At 38.5% G+C, this 21429-nt stretch carries 13 protein-coding genes; 6 read left to right on the top strand and 7 right to left on the bottom strand.

Features of this window, described 5'->3' with window-relative positions; translation table 11 throughout:
- Positions 1-17: 17 nt before the first annotated feature.
- The 6 genes from bshA (at position 18) to lpdA (ending at position 9333) form a co-directional block, all read left to right on the top strand.
- Positions 18-1157 (top strand): N-acetyl-alpha-D-glucosaminyl L-malate synthase BshA, encoded by a 1140-nt coding sequence (bshA, locus tag AC13EX_RS07345; RefSeq protein ID WP_048642148.1) that lies wholly within the window; start codon positions 18-20, stop codon positions 1155-1157.
- A gap of 149 nt (positions 1158-1306) precedes the next feature.
- Positions 1307-1930 carry a sterol desaturase family protein gene (locus tag AC13EX_RS07340; RefSeq protein ID WP_048642147.1) on the top strand — a complete coding sequence of 208 codons (624 nt, stop codon included), beginning with the start codon at positions 1307-1309 and terminating at the stop codon, positions 1928-1930.
- A 394-nt stretch (positions 1931-2324) separates the two neighbouring features.
- The gene (locus AC13EX_RS07335) at positions 2325-3140 is read left to right on the top strand and encodes an NAD(P)H-binding protein (RefSeq protein ID WP_482892158.1); all 816 of its coding nucleotides are present in this window, start codon (positions 2325-2327) and stop codon (positions 3138-3140) included.
- Positions 3141-3435: 295 nt separating this feature from the next.
- Positions 3436-6228: a 2-oxoglutarate dehydrogenase E1 component gene (locus AC13EX_RS07330; protein ID WP_339713296.1), complete on the top strand. Its 2793-nt coding sequence runs from the start codon at positions 3436-3438 to the stop codon at positions 6226-6228.
- An 85-nt stretch (positions 6229-6313) separates the two neighbouring features.
- The gene (gene odhB, locus AC13EX_RS07325; protein ID WP_482892157.1) at positions 6314-7870 is read left to right on the top strand and encodes a 2-oxoglutarate dehydrogenase complex dihydrolipoyllysine-residue succinyltransferase; all 1557 of its coding nucleotides are present in this window, start codon (positions 6314-6316) and stop codon (positions 7868-7870) included.
- Positions 7871-7935: 65 nt separating this feature from the next.
- A complete protein-coding gene (lpdA, locus tag AC13EX_RS07320; protein ID WP_482892156.1) occupies positions 7936-9333 on the top strand; it encodes a dihydrolipoyl dehydrogenase in 1398 nt (465 codons plus the stop codon).
- Between the two features lie 73 nt (positions 9334-9406).
- Here lpdA and AC13EX_RS07315 read toward each other — a convergent pair whose 3' ends face one another.
- From AC13EX_RS07315 to AC13EX_RS07285, 7 genes are all read right to left on the bottom strand, one after another.
- Positions 9407-9841, bottom strand: a complete 435-nt coding sequence (locus tag AC13EX_RS07315) for a universal stress protein (RefSeq protein ID WP_482892155.1) — start codon at positions 9839-9841, stop codon at positions 9407-9409.
- Between the two features lie 551 nt (positions 9842-10392).
- A complete protein-coding gene (locus tag AC13EX_RS07310) occupies positions 10393-11433 on the bottom strand; it encodes a serine hydrolase domain-containing protein (protein ID WP_482892154.1) in 1041 nt (346 codons plus the stop codon).
- A 74-nt stretch (positions 11434-11507) separates the two neighbouring features.
- Positions 11508-12941, bottom strand: a complete 1434-nt coding sequence (locus tag AC13EX_RS07305; RefSeq protein WP_482892153.1) for an amidohydrolase family protein — start codon at positions 12939-12941, stop codon at positions 11508-11510.
- Positions 12938-13633: a DUF4386 domain-containing protein gene (locus AC13EX_RS07300; RefSeq protein WP_482892152.1), complete on the bottom strand. Its 696-nt coding sequence runs from the start codon at positions 13631-13633 to the stop codon at positions 12938-12940. The genes AC13EX_RS07305 and AC13EX_RS07300 overlap by 4 nt, the downstream gene beginning before the upstream one ends.
- 278 nt (positions 13634-13911) lie before the next feature.
- Positions 13912-15810: a heparinase II/III domain-containing protein gene (locus AC13EX_RS07295; RefSeq protein ID WP_482892151.1), complete on the bottom strand. Its 1899-nt coding sequence runs from the start codon at positions 15808-15810 to the stop codon at positions 13912-13914.
- Between the two features lie 33 nt (positions 15811-15843).
- Positions 15844-16656 (bottom strand): alpha/beta hydrolase, encoded by an 813-nt coding sequence (locus AC13EX_RS07290; protein ID WP_482892150.1) that lies wholly within the window; start codon positions 16654-16656, stop codon positions 15844-15846.
- Positions 16657-16959: 303 nt separating this feature from the next.
- Positions 16960-21048, bottom strand: a complete 4089-nt coding sequence (locus AC13EX_RS07285; RefSeq protein WP_482892149.1) for a YCF48-related protein — start codon at positions 21046-21048, stop codon at positions 16960-16962.
- Positions 21049-21429: the final 381 nt, after the last annotated feature.

Below are 21429 nucleotides of genomic sequence, written 5' to 3'. Positions count from 1 at the left end.
CATCAAATAAATTTAAAATGAAAATTGGGATAGTATGTTACCCCACCTTTGGTGGTAGTGGTGTAGTTGCCACTGAATTGGGTAAAGCCCTTGCTGCAAAAGGTCATCAAATTCATTTTATAACCTACAGCCAACCTACACGGCTGGATTTTTTTAGTGAGAATTTATATTACCACGAAGTAGACATTAAAAGCTATCCTCTTTTTGAGCATGCCCCATATGAACTTGCATTAGCGAGTAAAATGGTGAATGTGGTCAAGTATGAAGATTTGGACCTTTTACATGTTCATTATGCCATACCGCATGCTTCTGCTGCCTATATGGCAAAACAGATATTAAAAAGACAGGGTATAACCATCCCCGTGGTCACTACCCTTCATGGCACAGACATAACCCTGGTAGGTAAAGACCCCAGTTATGAGCCCGTGGTCACTTTTAGCATCAACGAATCTGATGGAGTTACGGCAGTTTCTGAAGACCTTAAAAAGGCCACGCATATGCATTTTGATGTGGACAACCACATTGAAGTCATCCCCAATTTCATTGACCTTTCTAGATTTAAGAGACAGAAAAAAGATCATTTTAAAAAAGCCATCTGCCCTAATGATGAAAAATTGATGGTTCATACGTCCAATTTCAGGAAAGTAAAACGTGTTCAGGATGTAATTAAAGTCTTTTACGAGGTGAGAAAATCCATTCCCTCAAAGCTATTACTTGTAGGTGATGGACCTGAAAGAGACAAGATGGAAAGGCTTTGTAGAGAATTAGGAACTTGTGAGGATGTTCGTTTTCTAGGAAAACTCGAGGCTGTTGAAGAAGTATTGTCAGTAGCAGATCTATTTCTAATGCCTTCCGAAAAAGAAAGCTTTGGTTTGGCAGCTTTGGAAGCCATGGCCTGTGAGGTCCCTCTTTTAACAAGTAATGTAGGCGGAATTCCCGAGTTAAATATCGAAGGCGAAACTGGCTTCTTATGTGAAGTAGGTGACATTGAAACAATGACAGCAAAAGCAAAATTTATCCTTGCTGACGAAAATTTATCAAATTTCAAGAAAAACGCATTGGCACGTGCAAAATTATTTGATGTTTCAGCTATCCTTCCACTTTATGAAGCTTTTTACCAAAAAACCATAGAAAAAATGCAAGTAGCTCTAAAATAATGATAAAAATCAGTTTTAATTAACTGCTAAAAATGAAACTACTTACCTCAATAGTAACGTTAGAATACAAATAGCATTAAATTGCCTTACTTTTCAATAAAGTAGGCATAATAATTGAATAAGATGTTGGATAAAACCACAACCATGAAATGAAAAAAATTGGAAGATTGGACCGGCCCGACAATAGCGGAACAGCCCAAATGTTCACCAACCCAGTTTTGGAACGCTTGAGCAGAACGCATATCAGTATACCAATCGCCTTATTTTTAGGGGTTGGCTTATACGCTTTCTATATTGGTATTTCAACAACCTCTATCTCATTTACATTAGCTTTAGCACTTTTTCTTGGGGGTTATTTCACTTTCACATTGGTGGAATACCTTCTCCATAGGTACCTTTACCATATGGTTCCGGATACTAAATTCAAAGACAAACTGCAGTACAACGTACATGGGGTTCATCATGACTACCCTAAAGACAAGGATAGATTAGCCATGCCGCCTTTTATTTCCGGACTCTATGCAGTAATTCTTTATTTCCTATTCAGCTTCCTGATGGGAGATTTTTCACTGTATTTTCTTCCAGGATTTTTAGTAGGATACGCTTCTTATTTAGGTGTTCACTATATCGTGCATGCTTTTCAGCCACCTAAAAACTTCTTGAAAGTTCTATGGGTGAATCATGCCATTCACCATTACAAAGATCCAGATGTAGCCTTTGGTGTAAGTACACCTATTTGGGATTACGTATTCGGGACGGCCCCAAAAAAATAAAAAAGAAAATGATCGGAAGAATACGTTAAAGGCTAATAACAGCCAGATTGAATTCTTTTTGAAAAGTCCATTTAATCATAAGTAGCTATTAATTTCGTTGAACTCCATTCAACTATCTAGTATTTCCACTTCCTTTATTTAGGTTGAAATACTTTTAGGTGAATGGAGTTTTTAAGTTATAGGCAATTGAATCTACAATCTTTTATAAGGAACAATATAAAATTAGCTAGCCCTATGCTATTTAAGCATCGCCTTCCTCAATCACCAAATACAGCAATTTTCTATTAATTAAATCAATTTCCTTCAAAATGGGACAGGTTTCACGAACCTTATTGCTGAATCCGGGTTAAAATACTTTTAAGAAGACATTTCACCAAAACGACAAACGGAGCTAATGACTATTAGTATAATTGGGCTTGGATGGCTAGGTCTTCCTTTGGCCAAGGCCTTACAGGAATCAGGAGAAATCGTAAAAGGAACTACAAGAAGCCTTGATAAATTGCATTCATTGGCTGATCAAGGCATTGCCTGTGAACAACTGATTTTATCACCAGAATTAGTCGGTCCGCCCCCAGAGAAAATTTTCGATACAGACATCTTATTTATCAACATCCCTCCTTCTACCAGAAGAAAGCCTTCTGATTACCATCCACGTCAGATCGAAATTATCAAGTCCATGGCCATAAAGCATGGCATCAAACAAATCATTTACATTAGCGCAACCTCAATTTATCCCAGCCAGAATCAAATTGCAAAAGAGTCTGACCCTCTTGATGCGGGCAATACTGGAAACCTAGCACTATTCAATGCTGAAAAAATATTAAGAGAAGACAAAACCTATGATTTAACAATTGTTCGTTTTGGAGGTTTATTGGGGGATGACAGAATCCCAGGGAAATATTTTTCAGGAAAAGAAAATGTTGCAGGACAACATCCGGTGAACTACATTCACCGAAAAGATGCTGCAAGGGCAATTCTCTGGCTGGTTGAAAACAAGTTATGGAATGAAACGTACAATATTGTTTGTCCTGAACATCCAAACAAGCGGGAAATCTTTGAAAAGAATGCAGCTGACTTGGGCTTCCCTGCTCCTGCATCTTATTCAAAGAAGGAAACTCAGGCATGGAAGAAGATTTCGGTGGAAAAATGGAAGAACACAAATTTTCAATTTATATATGAAAACCCTCTTGATTTCACCTATACCGGTTAATTAAAGCAAATACTAGATTTTCAGAGACATAAAACGTGATAAAATCATTCCCAATAAAAAAAACATAACAAGAATTCTTATTAATTCCGGAAAACTAGCCAAAACAATCAGAAGCAACTTTTATAAAACCCACTGGATAAGAATTAAATTTTACCAAGTAAGAAAAGGCAAACTTTTATATGGTATCATAAATTAAACACTCCTGATAATCAGAGATATTCGCTAATCCGCATAAGCGGTTTTTATTAAATAACATATTAACCTAATTTTGGAGCGCAATATATTAAATAACCCCATGGATAAATACTCTTATATTTCCAATGCCCATGTTGCTTACATAGATGAGCTATATGAGGATTATAAAAAAGACCCCGAAGCAATAGACAGCAGTTGGAAAGCTTTTTTTGATGGATTCGATTTCGCCATAAACAAATTTGGTGAAGAAGAAACCCGAGAGACTGCTTCAGGTAATCAAGCTCCTTTAAATGGCAACTTGGCCACAAAGGGCACTATTATGGACATGGAGCAATTACCCAAGGAAATAAAGGTAAGGGCAATGATCCATGCTTACAGATCCAGGGGTCACCTTAGGTCTAAAACCAATCCTGTAAGAGAAAGAAGAGATCGACGTGCTTTGTTGGACTTGAGTGATTTTGGTTTGGAAAAATCAGACTTAGATACCGTCTTTCAAGCAGGAAATGAAATTGGAATAGGCGATGCCAAACTTTCCAAAATAATTGATTCCCTCAAAATCATATATGAAGGCTCAATGGGCTTTGAGTACATGTACATAAGGGATCCTGAAATGCTGGATTGGTTTAGGATAATTGTAGAAAAAGAATCTCTGGAATTCAACCCTCCTCTAGAGGAGAAAAAGAGAATTCTATTCAAATTAAATGAAGCAGTAGTTTTTGAAAACTTCTTGCATACCAAATATATAGGTCAAAAAAGGTTCTCATTAGAAGGCGGAGAAAGCACCATTCCATTCCTTGATGCATTGATTAATAAAGCATCAGATTTAGGAGTGGAAGAGATGATGATAGGAATGGCCCACAGGGGACGTCTGAATGTTCTGGCCAATGTAATGGGCAAGACCTACGAACAGATTTTCTCTGAATTTGAAGGTACTGCTACGCCAGACTTAACCATGGGAGATGGTGATGTAAAATACCACATGGGCTTCTCTTCGGAAGTACCTACCACCAATGGTAAATTAATGATCTTAAAATTGGCTCCTAATCCTTCTCACTTAGAGGCTGTAAACCCAGTTGTAGAAGGATTTGTCAGGGCTAAAATAGACGACCATTATAAAGGAGATGAGGACAAGGTAATTCCAATTCTTATCCATGGGGATTCGGCTGTAGCAGGACAAGGTATCGTCTATGAAGTCACCCAGATGGCCAATCTAAAAGGCTATAACACAGGTGGAACCATCCATTTTGTAATTAACAATCAGGTAGGTTTTACTACAGATTTTGATGATGCAAGAAGCTCTATCTACAGCACAGATGTGGCCAAGATAATTGATGCACCTGTTATTCACGTCAATGGTGATGATCCTGAAGCGGTGGTATTTGCAGCGAAAATTGCTGTTGAATTCCGTCAAAAATTCAATCAGGACATATTTATTGACATGGTTTGCTACAGAAGACATGGACACAATGAGTCTGACGAGCCCAAATTTACCCAGCCGGAATTGTACAATATCATCTCGAAACATCCTAATCCACGAGAGATTTACAATAAAACCCTATTGGACAGGGGCCAGGTAGATGCCAAGCTTGCCAAGCAAATGGACAAAGAATTCCGTCAATTGCTTCAAGACAGATTGGCTATGGTAAAGGTAAAACCACTTCCCTACACCATTTCACCATTTGAAAAGGCATGGAAAGCATTGGATTATTCCAAACCAGAAGATTTTGAAAAATCTCCGAATACATCCATAAGCAAGGAAGCCATTGAAAAAGTGGCAGAAGCTTTGACCATTCTTCCTAAAGGATTTAAACCAATCAAACAAATAGAAGCACAGCTCAAGCAAAGGAAAGAGATGTTTTTCCAAAGCAAAACACTCAACTGGGCTGCGGCAGAACTTTTGGCATATGGTTCTTTATTGCTTGATGGCAAGACCGTCAGAATGACTGGTCAGGATTGTGAGCGAGGCACCTTTTCACATAGGCATGCTGTAGTTCATGATGCAAATACCAACAAACCTTATGACTCCTTAAAGGAATTAAAGGACAGTAAAGGTAAGTTCTATATCTATAACTCCTTATTGTCAGAGTATGCAGTACTGGGCTTTGAATATGGATATTCCATGGCCAACCCAAATGCGCTAAACATATGGGAAGCTCAATTTGGTGATTTTGCCAATGGTGCACAAACCATGATCGACCAATTCATCACTTCAGGTGAATCGAAATGGCAGAAAATGAATGGTTTGGTAATGCTTTTACCTCATGGATATGAAGGACAAGGACCAGAACATTCCAATGCAAGACCTGAAAGGTTTTTACAATTGGCTGCAGAATACAATATCATCGTTGCCAATATTACAGAACCTTCCAATTTCTTCCACCTTCTTCGCCGTCAACTAGCTTGGAATTTCAGGAAGCCATGCATAGTGATGTCTCCAAAATCATTGCTTCGTCATCCAAAAGTAATTTCACCATTAAGTGAATTTACCAGTGGTAATTTCAGAGAGATTTTATTGGACGAAACCACCACCCCTAAAAAGGTAAACAGGGTGGTACTTTGCTCAGGAAAAATCTACTATGAATTGATTGAAATGAGGGAGAAGGAGAAAATTGAAGATGTAGCCATTATTCGTGTGGAACAACTTCATCCGCTGCCAAAAAATCAAATTCTCGAAGCATTAAAGGCTTACAAAAAAGATGTAGAAACAGTTTGGCTTCAGGAAGAGCCGGAAAATATGGGATACTGGGCCTTCATTGTCAGAAATCTTTATAAAGATTTGGCCATGGATGTCATCGCTAGAAAGCCAAGTGCTTCGCCGGCAACAGGATACCATAAAGTGCATCTGATAGAACAAAAACAAATTTTGGAAAAAGCTTTGAAAATAAATCCTTAATTTCCCATTTCTATTATCATTTATATCTAAAATATTGAAATTCGACCCGGAAGCATTTTAATAACGGGAAAAAATCAAATAACCGATGAGTATAGTAATCAAAGTCCCTGCAGTAGGAGAATCCATCACCGAAGTAACCATAGGTCAATGGTTTAAAAAAGATGGTGAATTTGTAGAAATGGATGAAGTCATTTGCGAACTGGAATCCGACAAGGCTACTTTTGAGCTTACAGCAGAGGCATCAGGAGTGCTTTTCACCAAAGCTGAGGAAGGTGATACACTTGAAATTGGAGCTGTAATTTGTGAAATTGACACAGAAGGAAAGGAAGTAGAAAGCCCAAAAACAACTGAGTCTACTGAAGAAGACAGTCAACCAAACCAAACAGCTGCACCTGCCAAAAGCACAGGAGAGGTAAAAGAAATGCACGTACCTGCAGTAGGAGAATCGATTACTGAGGTCACTTTGGCTTCTTGGATCAAATCCGATGGCGATTATGTGGAATTGGATGAAATAATAGCCGAAGTGGATTCTGACAAGGCCACCTTTGAACTTCCTGCTGAAGCATCAGGAATTCTAAGACAGGTGGCCGGTGAAGGTGATACTTTAGAGATCGGCGGCCTGATTTGTAAAATTGAGGTGACTGATGGAGCTCCAGAAACAGCTGATGTAACTGTTTCAAATACGGCAGCAATTGATAGCGGTAATAAAAACACAAGCAGCAATGAGACTTATGCTACAGGTCATGCCTCACCTGCTGCAAGTAAAATCTTATCGGAAAAAGGAATAGACCCTGCCAGTGTAAAGGGTACTGGAAAAGACGGTAGGATCACTAAGGAAGATGCTGAAAAAGCAGAGAAAGCAAAACCAGCAGCTCCAGCAGCAGCTAAAAGTACTTCTAAACCTGCCTCTGCAGATGTCAAAGACACAGCAGTAAAAGGTGAACGTGGAGAAAGAAGAGAGAAAATGACCTCTCTAAGAAAAACCATTTCCAGAAGATTGGTCTCTGTGAAAAATGAAACGGCCATGCTGACCACCTTTAATGAGGTCAACATGAAACCAATCATGGACATCAGAAAACAATACAAAGACAAATTTAAAGAGAGGTATGAAGTTAACCTTGGCTTTATGTCTTTTTTCACCAAAGCAGCATGTGTTGCCCTTCAGGAATGGCCGGCAGTAAATGCTCAAATTGACGGAAACGAGATCATTTATCATGATTACTGTGACATTTCAATTGCAGTTTCTTCTCCAAAAGGATTGGTTGTACCTGTAATCAGAAATGCGGAAAACCTATCTTTCTCCGGTGTAGAAAAAGAAGTTGTTCGTCTGGCTGTTAAAGCGCGTGACGGTAAGTTATCCATCGATGAAATGACAGGTGGAACTTTCACCCTAACCAATGGTGGTATATTTGGTTCGATGATGTCTACTCCTATTATTAATGCTCCTCAAGCAGCAATCCTGGGAATGCACAATATCGTAGAAAGACCAATGGCCGTAAATGGAGAGGTTAAGATTCTTCCAATGATGTACCTTGCTTTGTCTTATGACCATAGAATCATTGATGGTAGAGAGTCTGTTAGCTTCTTAGTTCGAATGAAAGAGCTTCTTGAAGATCCTGCAAGATTAATGTTGGGAATTTAAAACTTATTAGAAATATTACCTGCCTATAAATCAAAGATCGGCATGGTTCTAAAAGATGATATATAATGTATGATTTAATCGTAATCGGATCTGGACCTGGAGGCTATGTAGCTGCAATTAGAGCTGCACAACTGGGCATGAAAACCGCTATTATAGAAAAATACTCTACTCTTGGAGGTACTTGCCTGAATGTAGGATGTATCCCTTCAAAAGCACTTCTGGATTCTTCAGAACACTATCACAATGCTGCCCATACTTTTAAAAATCATGGTATAGACCTTAGTTCCTTGAAAGTCAATTTCAAGCAAATGGTTAGCAGAAAGCGTGAAGTAGTAAGTCAAAACGTGGATGGTATTCAATACCTAATGAAGAAAAATAAAATCGATGTTCACCAAGGCATCGGTTCTTTCAAAGATAAAAACACCATTATTGTCACTAAAGAGGATGGCAAAACGGAAGAGTTAACGGCAAAAAACACCATTATTGCCACTGGTTCTAAACCTACTAGCCTTCCATTTATCTCTTTAGATAAAGAGCGTATCATCACCTCTACTGAGGCACTTGAACTTAAAGAAATTCCAAAACACCTGGTCATTATAGGTGGTGGTGTTATTGGTCTTGAATTGGGGTCTGTTTACGCAAGATTAGGCGCTAAGGTATCCGTAGTTGAGTACATGGATGGCATTATCCCAACGATGGACAAAACCATGGGCAAGGAGCTTCAAAAGTCTCTAAAGAAACTTGGTTTTGAATTCTTTTTGAAACACAAAGTAACGGCAGTAGAAAGAAAGGGGAAAGAAGTTACCGTTTCTGCTGAAAACAGCAAAAATGAAACCATCAGCATTAAAGGAGATTATGTCCTGGTATCCATAGGCAGAAAACCTTATACCGACGGTTTGAACGCTGCTGCTGCAGGTGTGAAAATCAATGAAAAAGGACAGGTAGAAGTTGACGAACACCTAAAAACTTCCGCTGACAATATCTACGCTATCGGAGATGTGGTGAAAGGAGCCATGTTGGCCCATAAAGCAGAAGAAGAAGGCGTATTTGTAGCTGAAACCTTAGCTGGTCAAAAACCGCATGTCAATTACTTACTGATACCAGGTGTGGTTTACACTTGGCCAGAAGTAGCGAGCGTAGGTTATACTGAAGAGCAGCTCAAAGAAAATGGCAAAAAATTCAAGACTGGAAAATTCCCTTTCATGGCTTCAGGCAGGGCAAGAGCCAGTGGAGATATAGATGGACTTGTGAAGGTTTTGGCTGATGCTGAAACAGATGAGATTCTTGGGGTACACATGATTGGGCCTCGCGCAGCAGACATGATTGCTGAGGCAGTGGTGGCCATGGAATACCGGGCTTCTGCTGAAGATATCTCAAGAATGTCACATGCACACCCTACCTATACAGAAGCTTTTAAAGAAGCATGTTTGGGAGCCACAGACAATAGAGCCTTGCATTTATAATTGCACGGACCCACATATTATAAAGCCCTTTGATTGATTTCAAGGGGCTTTTTTATTGGAGATTGGCTCTAAGCTAGTCCAATGGAACGATAAGGACAGGTATTTTTGATTTTTTGATAATCTCAGCAGACACACTCCCCACAAAGGCCTTATAAAAAAATCCATGTTCATGATGACCAGCCATGATCAAATCAACGTTCAGCTTTTTCGATTCTTTTAATATCATTTCAATGGTAGCTCCCTGAACCAATAAGCCTTCCGACGCGACACCTCTTTTCTTGAGTGTCTCACTGTAGGCTTGAATCTGCCGATGTTCCTTTCTTAGCTCCGAGGCCCTGCTTTCTCTTATGTATTCCGGACCTACATCATACCCAACAAAATCCGGATCAGGGGCCGCTATATGCATTAACCACAATTTGGAACCAAAAGCATCTGCCATTTGAAATGCCTTTTCAATTAATAATGCTTCCCCTTTGTCAAAATCTACTGGGACTAAAATATTTTTCATTTTAAATGATTTTAATGCTTATAAAATACCAGTTAGTTAGGCAAAAACCCCAAAATACAGTGGTTCTGAAACGATTGTTATCTCAGTATTCAGAGCGCATTGTCAATCTCAATCCTTAAAATATTAAGCAAAATTTATGAAAAGTAAAAATAAATCAGGCACTTGTGAAATTGACTTGCCATTAACCATAAGTCGAAATCAAATTAGATCGGTTATGAAAAGTCCTTACAAAAATTATAAGAAGCTGTACCTAGCCTCGATGAAATCTTTTAGGGAGTATCTAACGACCTCTTTAATTAGGGTCTGGCCTTGCCATGGTGCGGTATGAATGGAGGTCACTTCCAATTTATAAAATGACTCATTCGCATTAATAACAGCCTTTTGCGTTGCCCCCTACCCAAAACCATCCACCAATGACAAGAGGTTGAAAGATAACAGTTAATTGGTTAAGGTCAAAAGTTCCAAGCTGCAGTTAATTCATACACCTTTCAAAAGAATTGATAAAAAAATCATTGATTCAAACAATCCATTCTTAAAAGTAAATCCTCCTATTAATCTTCTTCTTTATGGGTAATGATTTTTATAATCCGGTTGTAAACAATCTCAGACAGACTCCAATGATATCCCTCAAAATCAGTAGTATTTATAAATTGCACCACAACCGCATCTATATCGGGATGATATTTGGCTATGCTTTGGTAGCCGGGAATCAGCCCAGTATGCTCATACTTATAAATAGAAGAATAAACCTCCTGACCTCCGGGTTCAAAAAGGGATCCATCATTCAAGGCTCGTAAAAACACGACCACATCCTCAGCGGTAGCCACCATGGAACCGTAATTCACTTCTTTTATATCTTCCGGTACACCTTTGTAATAGCCACTCATTAATTTTTCTATATTCACGTCCTGAATCGAGGCAAAGGTATTGTTAAGACCCAAAGGGTTAAGAATCTCTTCACGAATGCACTGAAAATTACTGATTCCGAGAACCCGTTCCTTAATTTGGGAGAGGAGTAAATAATTGGTATTTGAGTATTCATAATCTTCATCCGGCTCAAAATTAGCAGCTTGGTCAAGGATCAAATCCAAAGTCTCCTGAACATTTGTTGGCGGATCCATCCAAAAATTTGGACTGTTGGTATAGTTGGGTATGCCACTCCTGTGCTGCACCAGCATGCGTAAGGTGATTTTTTCCGCATTTTCAATTCTTCCTACTAGCTCGGGTAAATAATTACCCAACGATTCATTCAGTGAGAGGCGATTGTCATTTACCAGCTTTGCAATGGTGACTGCTTCATACAATTTGCCGATGCTAGCAATTTTGAACAATGCCTTTGGATCAGCTGGAATTTTTTTGTCTCTGTCATGCCAACCTGCGGCATAAAATCCCGGTGCTTGACCGGCTTTATCGACATAAACAATGATTCCTTCAAAATCATGGGAAAGCGCATTGTTTAACTCTTCCTGAATAGTATCCGATATAGGCGTTAACCAAGCAAGAAATAAAACCCAAGGAACAAACCATAAGGAAATTACGGTGCCTAGAGCTAATCCAATTCTGACGATTAATTGAGTTCTTTTATTTTTCATGACGTTAGGTTAAAGATAAGTTTAGATTGGTTTGAATAAAGCTCATCGACAAATAATGGTATTGGCTGTAAATGTCATTTTTCGACCAATAAATATTCTAAATATTTCAGACCTGAAACAATCAAGTTGTTCCGCTCCATGGCGCTTTTTTTAAAGTTTATTAAGACTTCTTGGGGTAGGTGTCTTCCTTGGATAAAAACGCTGCTTGGCTTTCTTAATTCATTCAGATTTTCCAGAGGGTTATTTTCTACCAATACCAAATTAGCTATTTTCCCCACTTCGACTGTGCCCACTTTACCTAAAAAATCATGGGTTTTTGATGCATTGATTGTGGCTGTTTTTAGGACTTCAAAATTTGACAAGCCGGCTTGTTTGTAAAAATTAAGTTCCTCATGAATAGAAAAACCGGCAGGCGTAATGCCTATCCCTGCATCCGTCCCAGCCACAATATTTACCCCGGCCTTATGAAGTTTATTTATCGCCAATAAGTGAAAATCATGCTGTGCCTCAATTCTCTTTACTACCGTAGCATCGTTCGATTTGGTTTGGCTCCACCGATCAAATTGCGCTTTACTGTCTACCCTTCGTATCAATGGGTTCATAAAAATCAGCTGCTTGGAATTTAAAACCGAACGGTCCACTAACATGCGATAAATATTATAAAAAACCACCAAAGTAGGACAAAATGAGACCTCAGGATGGTCTTTAAACATAGCAACTACCTCATTGAGTTTATTGGTATCCAGCTGATAATGCAATGGCTGTTGGACAATATCTTCAGCATGCTCCACCGTAACAGCCTCAGTCTCCATATGATATTCATAGGGCAATTCCGAACTGGGATGGGCCACTATGTCAAGCTCCTGTACCTTACTCTCTTTGACTATGGCATCAAAAATATCTTTTGTCAATCCATTGTAGGTTTTAATAAAATCATACCCTCTCAATTTGTACTCCTTAACCTTATCAGCGGCCTGTTGGGGACTTCTCATTTGGAGGTTGTCGTCTCCAATAAAAACAGGTCCTGTCAATTTAGGGCTGGAGGTAAAAAATAAAGGGCCTATTATCTTTTCTTCATGAATGGCTTCTTTCATCCTTAGATGCATGGGCTGCCCCCATAAGTTTCTGACTGCCGTAACCCCATTGGCCAAGTACAAGCCCAATTCATATTCATCCCAAACATGCACATGCATATCGATTAATCCCGGTAACATATAAGCTCCTTTGCCTTCAATAATGGTCCAATCACCTGCTGGAATGTCGTGTGAAATCTCTGCAATAACCCCTTCCTTAATTAAGATCATTTGATTCCTAAGCAGTGTATCTTCTGACATAGGGATTATATTCACATCCTTTATTAAATAGCTGTTTTGCTGAAAGGAGTCATTTTGTTCTATGCTAAGAAAAGCAAGATTGTGCCTTTCCTGCAAAAAGGAGAAAATCAAAATGGCAAGCAGAAGCATTACCGCTACCCCTATTATTTGGAGAAACCTTTTAATATAATTCATATCAATTGCTCTTTTCCTTTCTGATAAGAAGCTTTGCCTCCTTTTAAAAGTAGCCAAAACCCTAAGCCAATCTCAGCCATTGCAATAGGTAAACTCAATATCAACTCTGCCATTTTGATCTCCTCAGCTAGGGATGGGAATGTTACCTTCACCAGGTTGAGCAATACATAACATAATCCGGCAAAGACTATAAAATAACCAAATTTATTAAAAATAATATTAATTTTAGATACAACAAAGCCCAAACCAATGAGGTGAAAACCAAATATGATTAAAGATTTTAACCATATTAATTCAAAAGACTTTATTTTCATCAGTACTAACCCATGTCTTTCAGTAGAACTGCCTAAAAGCGAGACAATAGGTACCAATTGAAGAATGGCGTATGCCAATCCCACGGCGTAAACAATTCTCAACACCGCGGTTAAAAGAGAAAGTCCGGGGTTTAATTCCCTAAAAAAATGATTTAGAGACCAAGCCACCAAGACATCCAATAAAAGTATAGCAGCCAAACCAATAATTGCTGCTACAAAAATAGTATAGGAAGATTTTAGATTGTTGAAAGTTTCAATTGAATCCCCTTTCACGATTAACTTTTCAAAAACATAACCATAACTAAACATGGCAATTATAGCCATGGCCAAGATCGATGCTCCTGCAATCAACCCATAAGTCCTTTTACTCCAATACATAACAATCTTTTTTTAATGAATGAATAACTGAAAGTTTGTCTTAAACAATTAACCTCCGTTTTATTTTCTCTTACAATATTAAGATCAAGTCATGTTTTAAAAGTCCTGAAAAACTTATGATATATTCGGATTTATAATTTGGAACTTATTGCTGTTTAATGGCGGTAATCATGCAACCACTTGATTATTCTTAAAACCAAAAAAAGGTTCAGGTAAAAACCCAAACCTCTAAAAAAAAGCCTTGAAAAAAGAACCCAGCGCTAGTCATATAAAATGGCTTATTCCCCGGAAAGTTGCACCCTAATTTTTGTTTCCATACCTTCTACAGTCCAGGCAGGAATCCGAATTTCCAGGCGTTTTAGATTGTCTTTTTTGGTGTCCAGATAGAATGGAGGAGGATTGAGCGAAATAACAGAAATGCTAAACTCAGGATGGGATAGATTTTCTATTTTTAGGCTTTTCCCATCTTGGCTTAAAATTGCCCCACCATCAACAATCTTAACATCAGCTTGAGTAATTAATTGCCAGGTGATCAATTCTGCATCCTCGGACAATACTATATCGTCCTCAATCAAGAGTGACCTGGGACTGCTTTTTACAAACCTTCGTTTGGCACTTTTCAATTGTCCCTCAAAGGTCGGTGACAAGTCAATCGTAGCTTCCGGATTTGCTCCTTCTTTAAAATCAATAATGGTGGCTTTCCCATCCACTACATGAAGTTGGTTATTTACAGAAAGTGTGCTGTGTCCGAAGTTATTCTTATTCAATAGTGTCCATCGCTCACAATCCTGACATCTTCCCCAGAGTTTAAAGCCAGTCCTCTCAATAACGCCATAAAACCTATCTTTTCCCAGGTCTATACTCCAACGCACGCCATCCAATTCAAAAACAAATGAACCTGCATCCATATTGCCATGACTCACCGATCCACTTCCTCCTTTGCCTCCGAAATAAAATTTATTGGGATCATTGTCTCCTCCTGTGAAAAACACGACAGGATTTGCTCCATTCCCGCTCCATGCAGAAGGAACCGTCATTTCATCTTTTTCTTCATATTGGGACATCCACACCAATGCAGGCCCCATCAATCTTGACAATTTCCCCGTTTCCTCATAGGGTCTCATGAATTTTTCTTTTTCAAAGAAGATTTTGTTCCCTGTTTTAGAGGCAAACCAAGCCAAGGTAATGTCACCATTTTCTCCGCTATTGTCTCCACAATCTCCAAAATTATAAAACAGGCCCATAGGACTGTCAGAAAGCACCCTAAATAGGGCACTTTCCTTAAACCCGGGATATTCAAGTATTCCAAAATCAGTACCAAAGGCACTTTCGAATATGGAAGCCGTTACCACTGAAAAAGAAGTTCCATACCGCCAATAGGTAGCACCTTCAGGATAGACTCCATCAGGCCCATATTGATCCATGGCGTTTGCCATTCCGTCAATGGCTCTATGAATGGTCTTGGCCGCCAGTTCAGGAGCTTCTTCAGCCACCACAATCGCTGCCGCTACCAATCCACCATTACATACCTGATTCCAATTATTATGTCCATAAGCCCAATTAGGGTCTTCCCCATTTTCCGGCCAACTTGGATTAATGCCTTTTTCAATCAGGGCTTTTTTAGCCAGCTTTACGGTGGATGCTGGCAAGTCCTCCCCTACCCAATCCACAGCCAGGGCAATTCCAAGAGACATTTCTCCTACATCGAGAAAATGCTTGGGGTTCCAGGTAGGGAAATTACAGGCCGCAATAACCTCCTCATTTATCCGAGCAAGCATGCGAGGATCCTTTTCTATTCGGTAAACCATCGCCAGCATGCTGATCCTATGCAGCAAGTCCCTGGAAATATCCAGCTGATTGTTCTGTGACCTTTCTTCTAGGGGAATATCCAGGTTAATAATCGTCTGCTCAAAAACAGCTTCTGCATTTTGCTTTATGCCTTTATAGACATTCTGCACAATTGGATCAGTTTTTAATTTTTTCTTCAGCTTCTTCTCTATATCCTTGTTCAGGACAAGCCGAGGTGATGTTTTACTCAGGTTATTTTTTAGGTACTTTGCGGTAATGGGGTTTTCCAATTTATAAGGTAAATGCTGTGCATTTAAGCTTGACACCAAAAACAATAGTATAAAAATGGGCGAAAGCCACCTTAGATTTATTTTGTTTAACACCTTCATAGTAGGTTCATTTTGGGTTGTAATTTGCAGTTTTTATTGGTTAAAGTAATCGTCAAAAAACAGCAAATGGTACTTTAATGAGTTGGTCCAGTAATTCCAACTGTGGCCTCCTGGACGTTCTGTATAGTCATGTGGAATATTTCGTTCCATCAATTTTTCATGCAATCGTTTATTGGCATCGTAAAAGAAATCATCTACACCGCAATCAAAAATGAGTTTTAAGCTGTCTCCTTTGAGTTTATACACCAGGTTAATAACCGTATTGTTTTCCCAATTTTCTTTGTACTCGGAGTAATCTCCCAGGCGTTTGCTTAAATCCCAGTTCTTAGGAAATGGACGAATGTCCAGTCCCCCACTCATGCTTCCAGCGGCACCCCAAATGTCCTGATGTTTAAAGGCAAGGTAAAAGGCCCCATGTCCTCCCATGCTTAAACCTGTAATGGCTCTTCCTGATTTTTCGGCTGTGGTATTGTAGGTTTTGTCTATGGTTCCAGTTAATTCTTTAGAAAGATAGGTTTCATACCTCATCTTTTCGTCCACAGGGCTGTCAAAATACCAACTGGTGGCATTCCCGTCAGGGCAAACAATTATCATGTTGTATTGGTCTGCATATTCTTTAATGGCAGGCACTTTGGATATCCAATCCGTATGGTTTCCACCTGCCCCATGAAGCAAATACAAAACAGGGAAACTTTCCTTTTGGCTGGCGTAACTGTCTGGTAGGATGACAATGTTTGCAATGGGTTTACTCATGGATTCACTTTCCACAAAGACCGTGTCTACCTGAGAGGCTTTTAGTAAAAAAACATTACAGCATACAAAAAGTAGGATTAATTTTAATTTCATGTTTTTCATTTTAATTCTTCATATAAACGTAGGGGGGGGTGATTCTTTACCCAATAAAAATACTTTTAAAAGTAACAATAAAAACCAAAGGATCAGTCGCCTCTTATCAAAACCTGAAGTGTTAAGTACAGGATATTTTTACCGTTTAATGTGAATTGTATGGAAAACTACCAGTTTTAGGTAGGTCCTCTTGCTTATTTTTGTCTCTTGGTTATTAATTTCTGACCGATAAATCTCAGGCTTTAGAGCAATCCACTTTATTAATTACGCTAAAGCCTGTCCATGGTCGCCTACTGTTTTTTTTTAGCGAACTATTACTTGCCTAAACACATGATGCGTTTTCCCATTAAGAAGAAGAATATAAATTCCGGGAGCTATGTCTGATAGATCCATAGTATAAGGGTTTACCAATTCTTTTTTGATTTCAACACCATTTAGATTGAGTAGTACGGCTTCTAACAAGTTATCAAATCCCTCTATTTTCAAGTAATTTTCAGTAGGGTTGGGATAAATCACTATGTCTTTTCCAAAACCTTCTTCTAAACCCAAAATTGGATCGAAAAGGAAGGTGTCAAACATTATTTGCTCGCTGAAAAACACCTCGTCTCCAAATTCAATTTTAATCCGACAATAATAAGTGCTATTGTCTTCCAAGTTGGTCAATTCCCATTCCAGGTTTTCAGTCCCTGCATTTACTATCCCATATTCATAAAGCCCAATGATGGACCCTTCTGAGCTAAGCTCAAGACTAACAGCCAACTTATCAATGCTTGACAACAATTCCGTATTTAAAAGAGTAGTCTTTGTATCTCTAAAATCAACAACTTTTAGTGAAGACAACCTAAACTGATCGCTCAACAAGATACTGTTTCTAAGAAGATTACCATTAACCCCATACGCATAGATTTCTTTTTGATGGCTTGAAAAAGACATTATTCCAGAAAGCTCATTTGTAGGTTCCCAGTTTTTGCCTCCATCCAAAGTTTCAAAAACATATCCATTTTCATTACAAATAAATCCATAGTTTTCATTATGGAAATAGACATCTTTAAACCAACCACTCGGAATATCAATAGCCTCCCATGTATCTCCTCCATTACTGGTTTTATGCAAGCCCAATTCCGGATCACCAATAAGGTAACCAACTTCATTATCAATAAAATGCATGGCATAAATTGGGTCTCCAGAATTTTCATATATCAACTCCCAATTTTCCCCTTTATCCATTGTTTTAAAAACCCGGTTGTAGTAACTGTAGGTGTTAGATGCATATCCTATATCCGAATCAGTAAACTGAAATTCTCCAATTCTATCTCCTGGGGAATTAATTTCTGTCCATGAAATGCCACTGTCCACTGTTTTAAATATCTGCCCTCTACTTCCGCTTATGAATCCTGTATTTTCATCTATAAAATTCATAGCTATAAGGCCATTAGATCCATATTCAATATCATTCCTATTTTGTAAGGACCATGTTAGCCCCCCATCAACTGTTTTTAGAACCTTTTTACTAATCCCTGAAGAACCAGGTGTGCCACCTACTAAGGCAAACCCAATTTCATTACTTATAAAGTCAATTTCTTGTGTTTTCTGATCTATAAAGGGACTACCCAAGTTGATCAGCTCTTCCCCTTGATTTGTCGATTTAATGATATCATTACCCACATGCACATACACTGTTTCATTTGATGTAACTTCTACGTTTGAGATTTCACCGTAAGTGATGCTATAGTTTTCCCAAGTTTTTCCCCCATCAAAAGTCCGGATAATTCTACCACCTAGCCCTGTGGCAAACCCTAGGTTTGTGTTAATAAAATGAATACCATAAAGGCTATTTCCGAATTCTCTACCATCAAACCCTAGCCAATCCCATGTATCTCCACCATCTTCAGTTTTGTGAATGACGCCATCTTCACCAGCAATAAACCCAATATTCTTATCAATAAATTGTATTGCGTAAGCTGCATCAAGTGATGTTATTTCATGCCATGTTTCTCCTCCATCTGTAGTTTTGTATACTTCACTATGTTCTTGTGTTGCATAACCAATTTGTTCATTGACAAAAGTGACCCTGAAAAAATTAGAAGGAGCTGTATTTGAAGCTTCCGTCAAATACCAAGTCTCTCCACCATCAATTGTTTTCTTAATAACACCATTCTTACAGACTACATGGCCTATATTTTCACTGATAAAATAAGCATCTTCAACGGTCACATCTGGGATCTCCAATTCACTCCAGGTTACCCCTCCATCAAAAGTTTTATATAAAGTGCTATCACCTGTAATGAAAAAGGTTTCTTTGCTGAGCTGACTGATACTGTTGAGCTTATCATTAAGGTTTATCTCCAATAGGTTCCACCCTTCTCCTTTATAAGTTGATTCGTATATTGCCCCTCTACTACCTATAATGATCCCATAACCATCTTTGAAACTTATCCTAAAACCATTATCTAAATTCATTAATTTCTCCCAGTTACTCCCTTGGTCTTTCGTTATAAGCAACTCCTCACTGTTAACGACAAATCCTGAAAAATCATCGACAAAAACAATGTCAGTTCCCGCTAGAGATGAGGGGTGCGGGTTAAGGCGAATCCATTTATTTGGCTTTTCCTGTATTTCAGAATCATCACTTACGTAAAATGATTTAGCTGATTCACATCCAAATTCATTTGACACAAGTATTGAATACCAACCTTGCTGCGCAATAAAAATTGAGGGAGTGATTTCGCCTGTACTCCAAGCGTAACTATTGAATTGTCCAGGATTAATTTCAACTGGATCAATTCCAAGAGAAAGTGTATCAGGAAGGTTGATCTCCGGTAATTCCACGACATCAATATATACCGAATCTTTAGAAATACATCCAAGCTCATTCGTAACCTCAAGGAAATAATAACCCGTCTGGCTAACCCTGGTTGTATGCGTCGTATCCCCGGTACTCCAACGATAGGAAGCATATACATCTTCAACAGTTAATTTGGAGCCAGAACACAATTCCAAGGCCTCTCCAAGTTCTAGGACCGGAAATGGATCAATCGTTATATCTCTGGTAATTACATCCGAATGATCAGCGTAATTAGCTGTGAGGGTAACTGCATAAGTTCCTGCTTCAATATATGTATGTTGAGGATTGGTCTCTACGGATGTAGCCCCATCTCCAAAATCCCAATGCGTTGATTTTAAAAGATATGAATTGGTTATTCTAAAATTAGTGGGAGAGGATTGACAGGTCCCCTCTTGAAGAAAACTTGTTTTGAAGAAGTAATTCTGTATAAAGTTTGGGGTAGCGTTGGCAAGTGAATAGCCCCCTTCAGTAAAAAAACCATTTTCCTCAACTACAACATTTTCAGCGATTTCATTAACATTTGATATCACTCCCAAATGCTCAGTTCCACCTCCACCTCCGCCTTTGGTTATGTAGATTTTTCCATTGGTTGCCAATTGTAAAAAGCGAAATTGATTAAATACCTCCCTGTGCAAAAGCTTTCGAGAATCTTGGATTGATGCCTTGTCTACAAATTCAAGATCAAACTGATACAATCCACTTTCACCTGTACTACCCTCTTGGCTTACGTAGAGTTTTTTAGCGTCTGATGAGAACGCTACACCATAACTAGTTCTCATAGCCGGAAGGACTAAATTAATTCCATTGGTCAACTTTCCTGTGCCAGAGTCAAAATCAAATAAATCTAAAGATGTATTATTTAAATTGTCATAATCTCGGCTGGATGCTATTCTTCTCCCATCGGGAGAAAACTTCAATTGCCCTTGAAAAAGTTCATAGGCTCCTCCTATTGAACTGACAACAGGCACATTTGAAACACCTTCCGAATTAACCAAGAAGGAATAATAATTGTTTGTATTGTATTCATGTACTACTACCCAATAATCTTCTAAATTTTCATGAAGTGCGGCTGTAATTCGTTTGCTGGTATTGGCTAATATTTTTTTCCCCTTGCTCTTTACATCTCCTAAACCACCTTCAAGACTCATATCAATGACTGAGTAATAGAGGCCCGAAGACTCAAAACCTTCCCAGGGATCTACAGTAAATAAATAGTACAATTGATTGTCTGAAGGGTGAGGGATTACCAATGACTCTCGGGAAGTTAAACCTTCTGGAGAAGGAATTACTTCAGATCCGTTAGGCATCAACTGATGATTTTTATTCCAAATAGAATACCCATCAGAATAAAACAGCAAATCTCCATTTTCATCGCTTATTAGTCCTAATCCCACATTGAGGTATTCAGCATATTCGAAATGCACTTCAGGCTCCTCTGCATTAAAGTCTAGCTGATAATTTGAAAGCGCCCAATTATTCGCTTCTTTTTGAGCAAAAACAGGTGAAGCTATTTGGATGAAAATAATTAATATAAAAAGTTTTTTCATTGTTGGTATAACTAATATTAAATAGAACCTGATGGCTCAAAAATTTTTTATTGATCTAAAAGTAACTACGCAAATAAAATTTCAGTCCCCATTCAATTAGAGGTAAAATAATAAATCGGTTTGATCTGAATCCAAAAAACGCCTAAATCAAAGGTTACTGTCATTAAAAAGGTAAATTAGAACAACGAATTACTTAAAAATATCTACTTTTTCAAACGCTCTGCCCAAAAACTTAAAAAAAGAAAACCATTCCCCATAAAAACCAAGTTTCCAACACTACTGGTCCCTGAGCCTGTCGAAGGGTTCCAGCCGTCAGAATGCTTAGTTATTGGGTGTAGTTATTTATTTTCTTTTAGAGCTTGTTCAATGTAATTTTCTGCA

This window comes from Cyclobacterium sp. L-R (genome assembly GCF_056859355.1).
The sequence above is the reverse complement of the archived record's forward strand: the minus strand, read 5'-3'. Positions and strand labels throughout refer to the sequence as shown.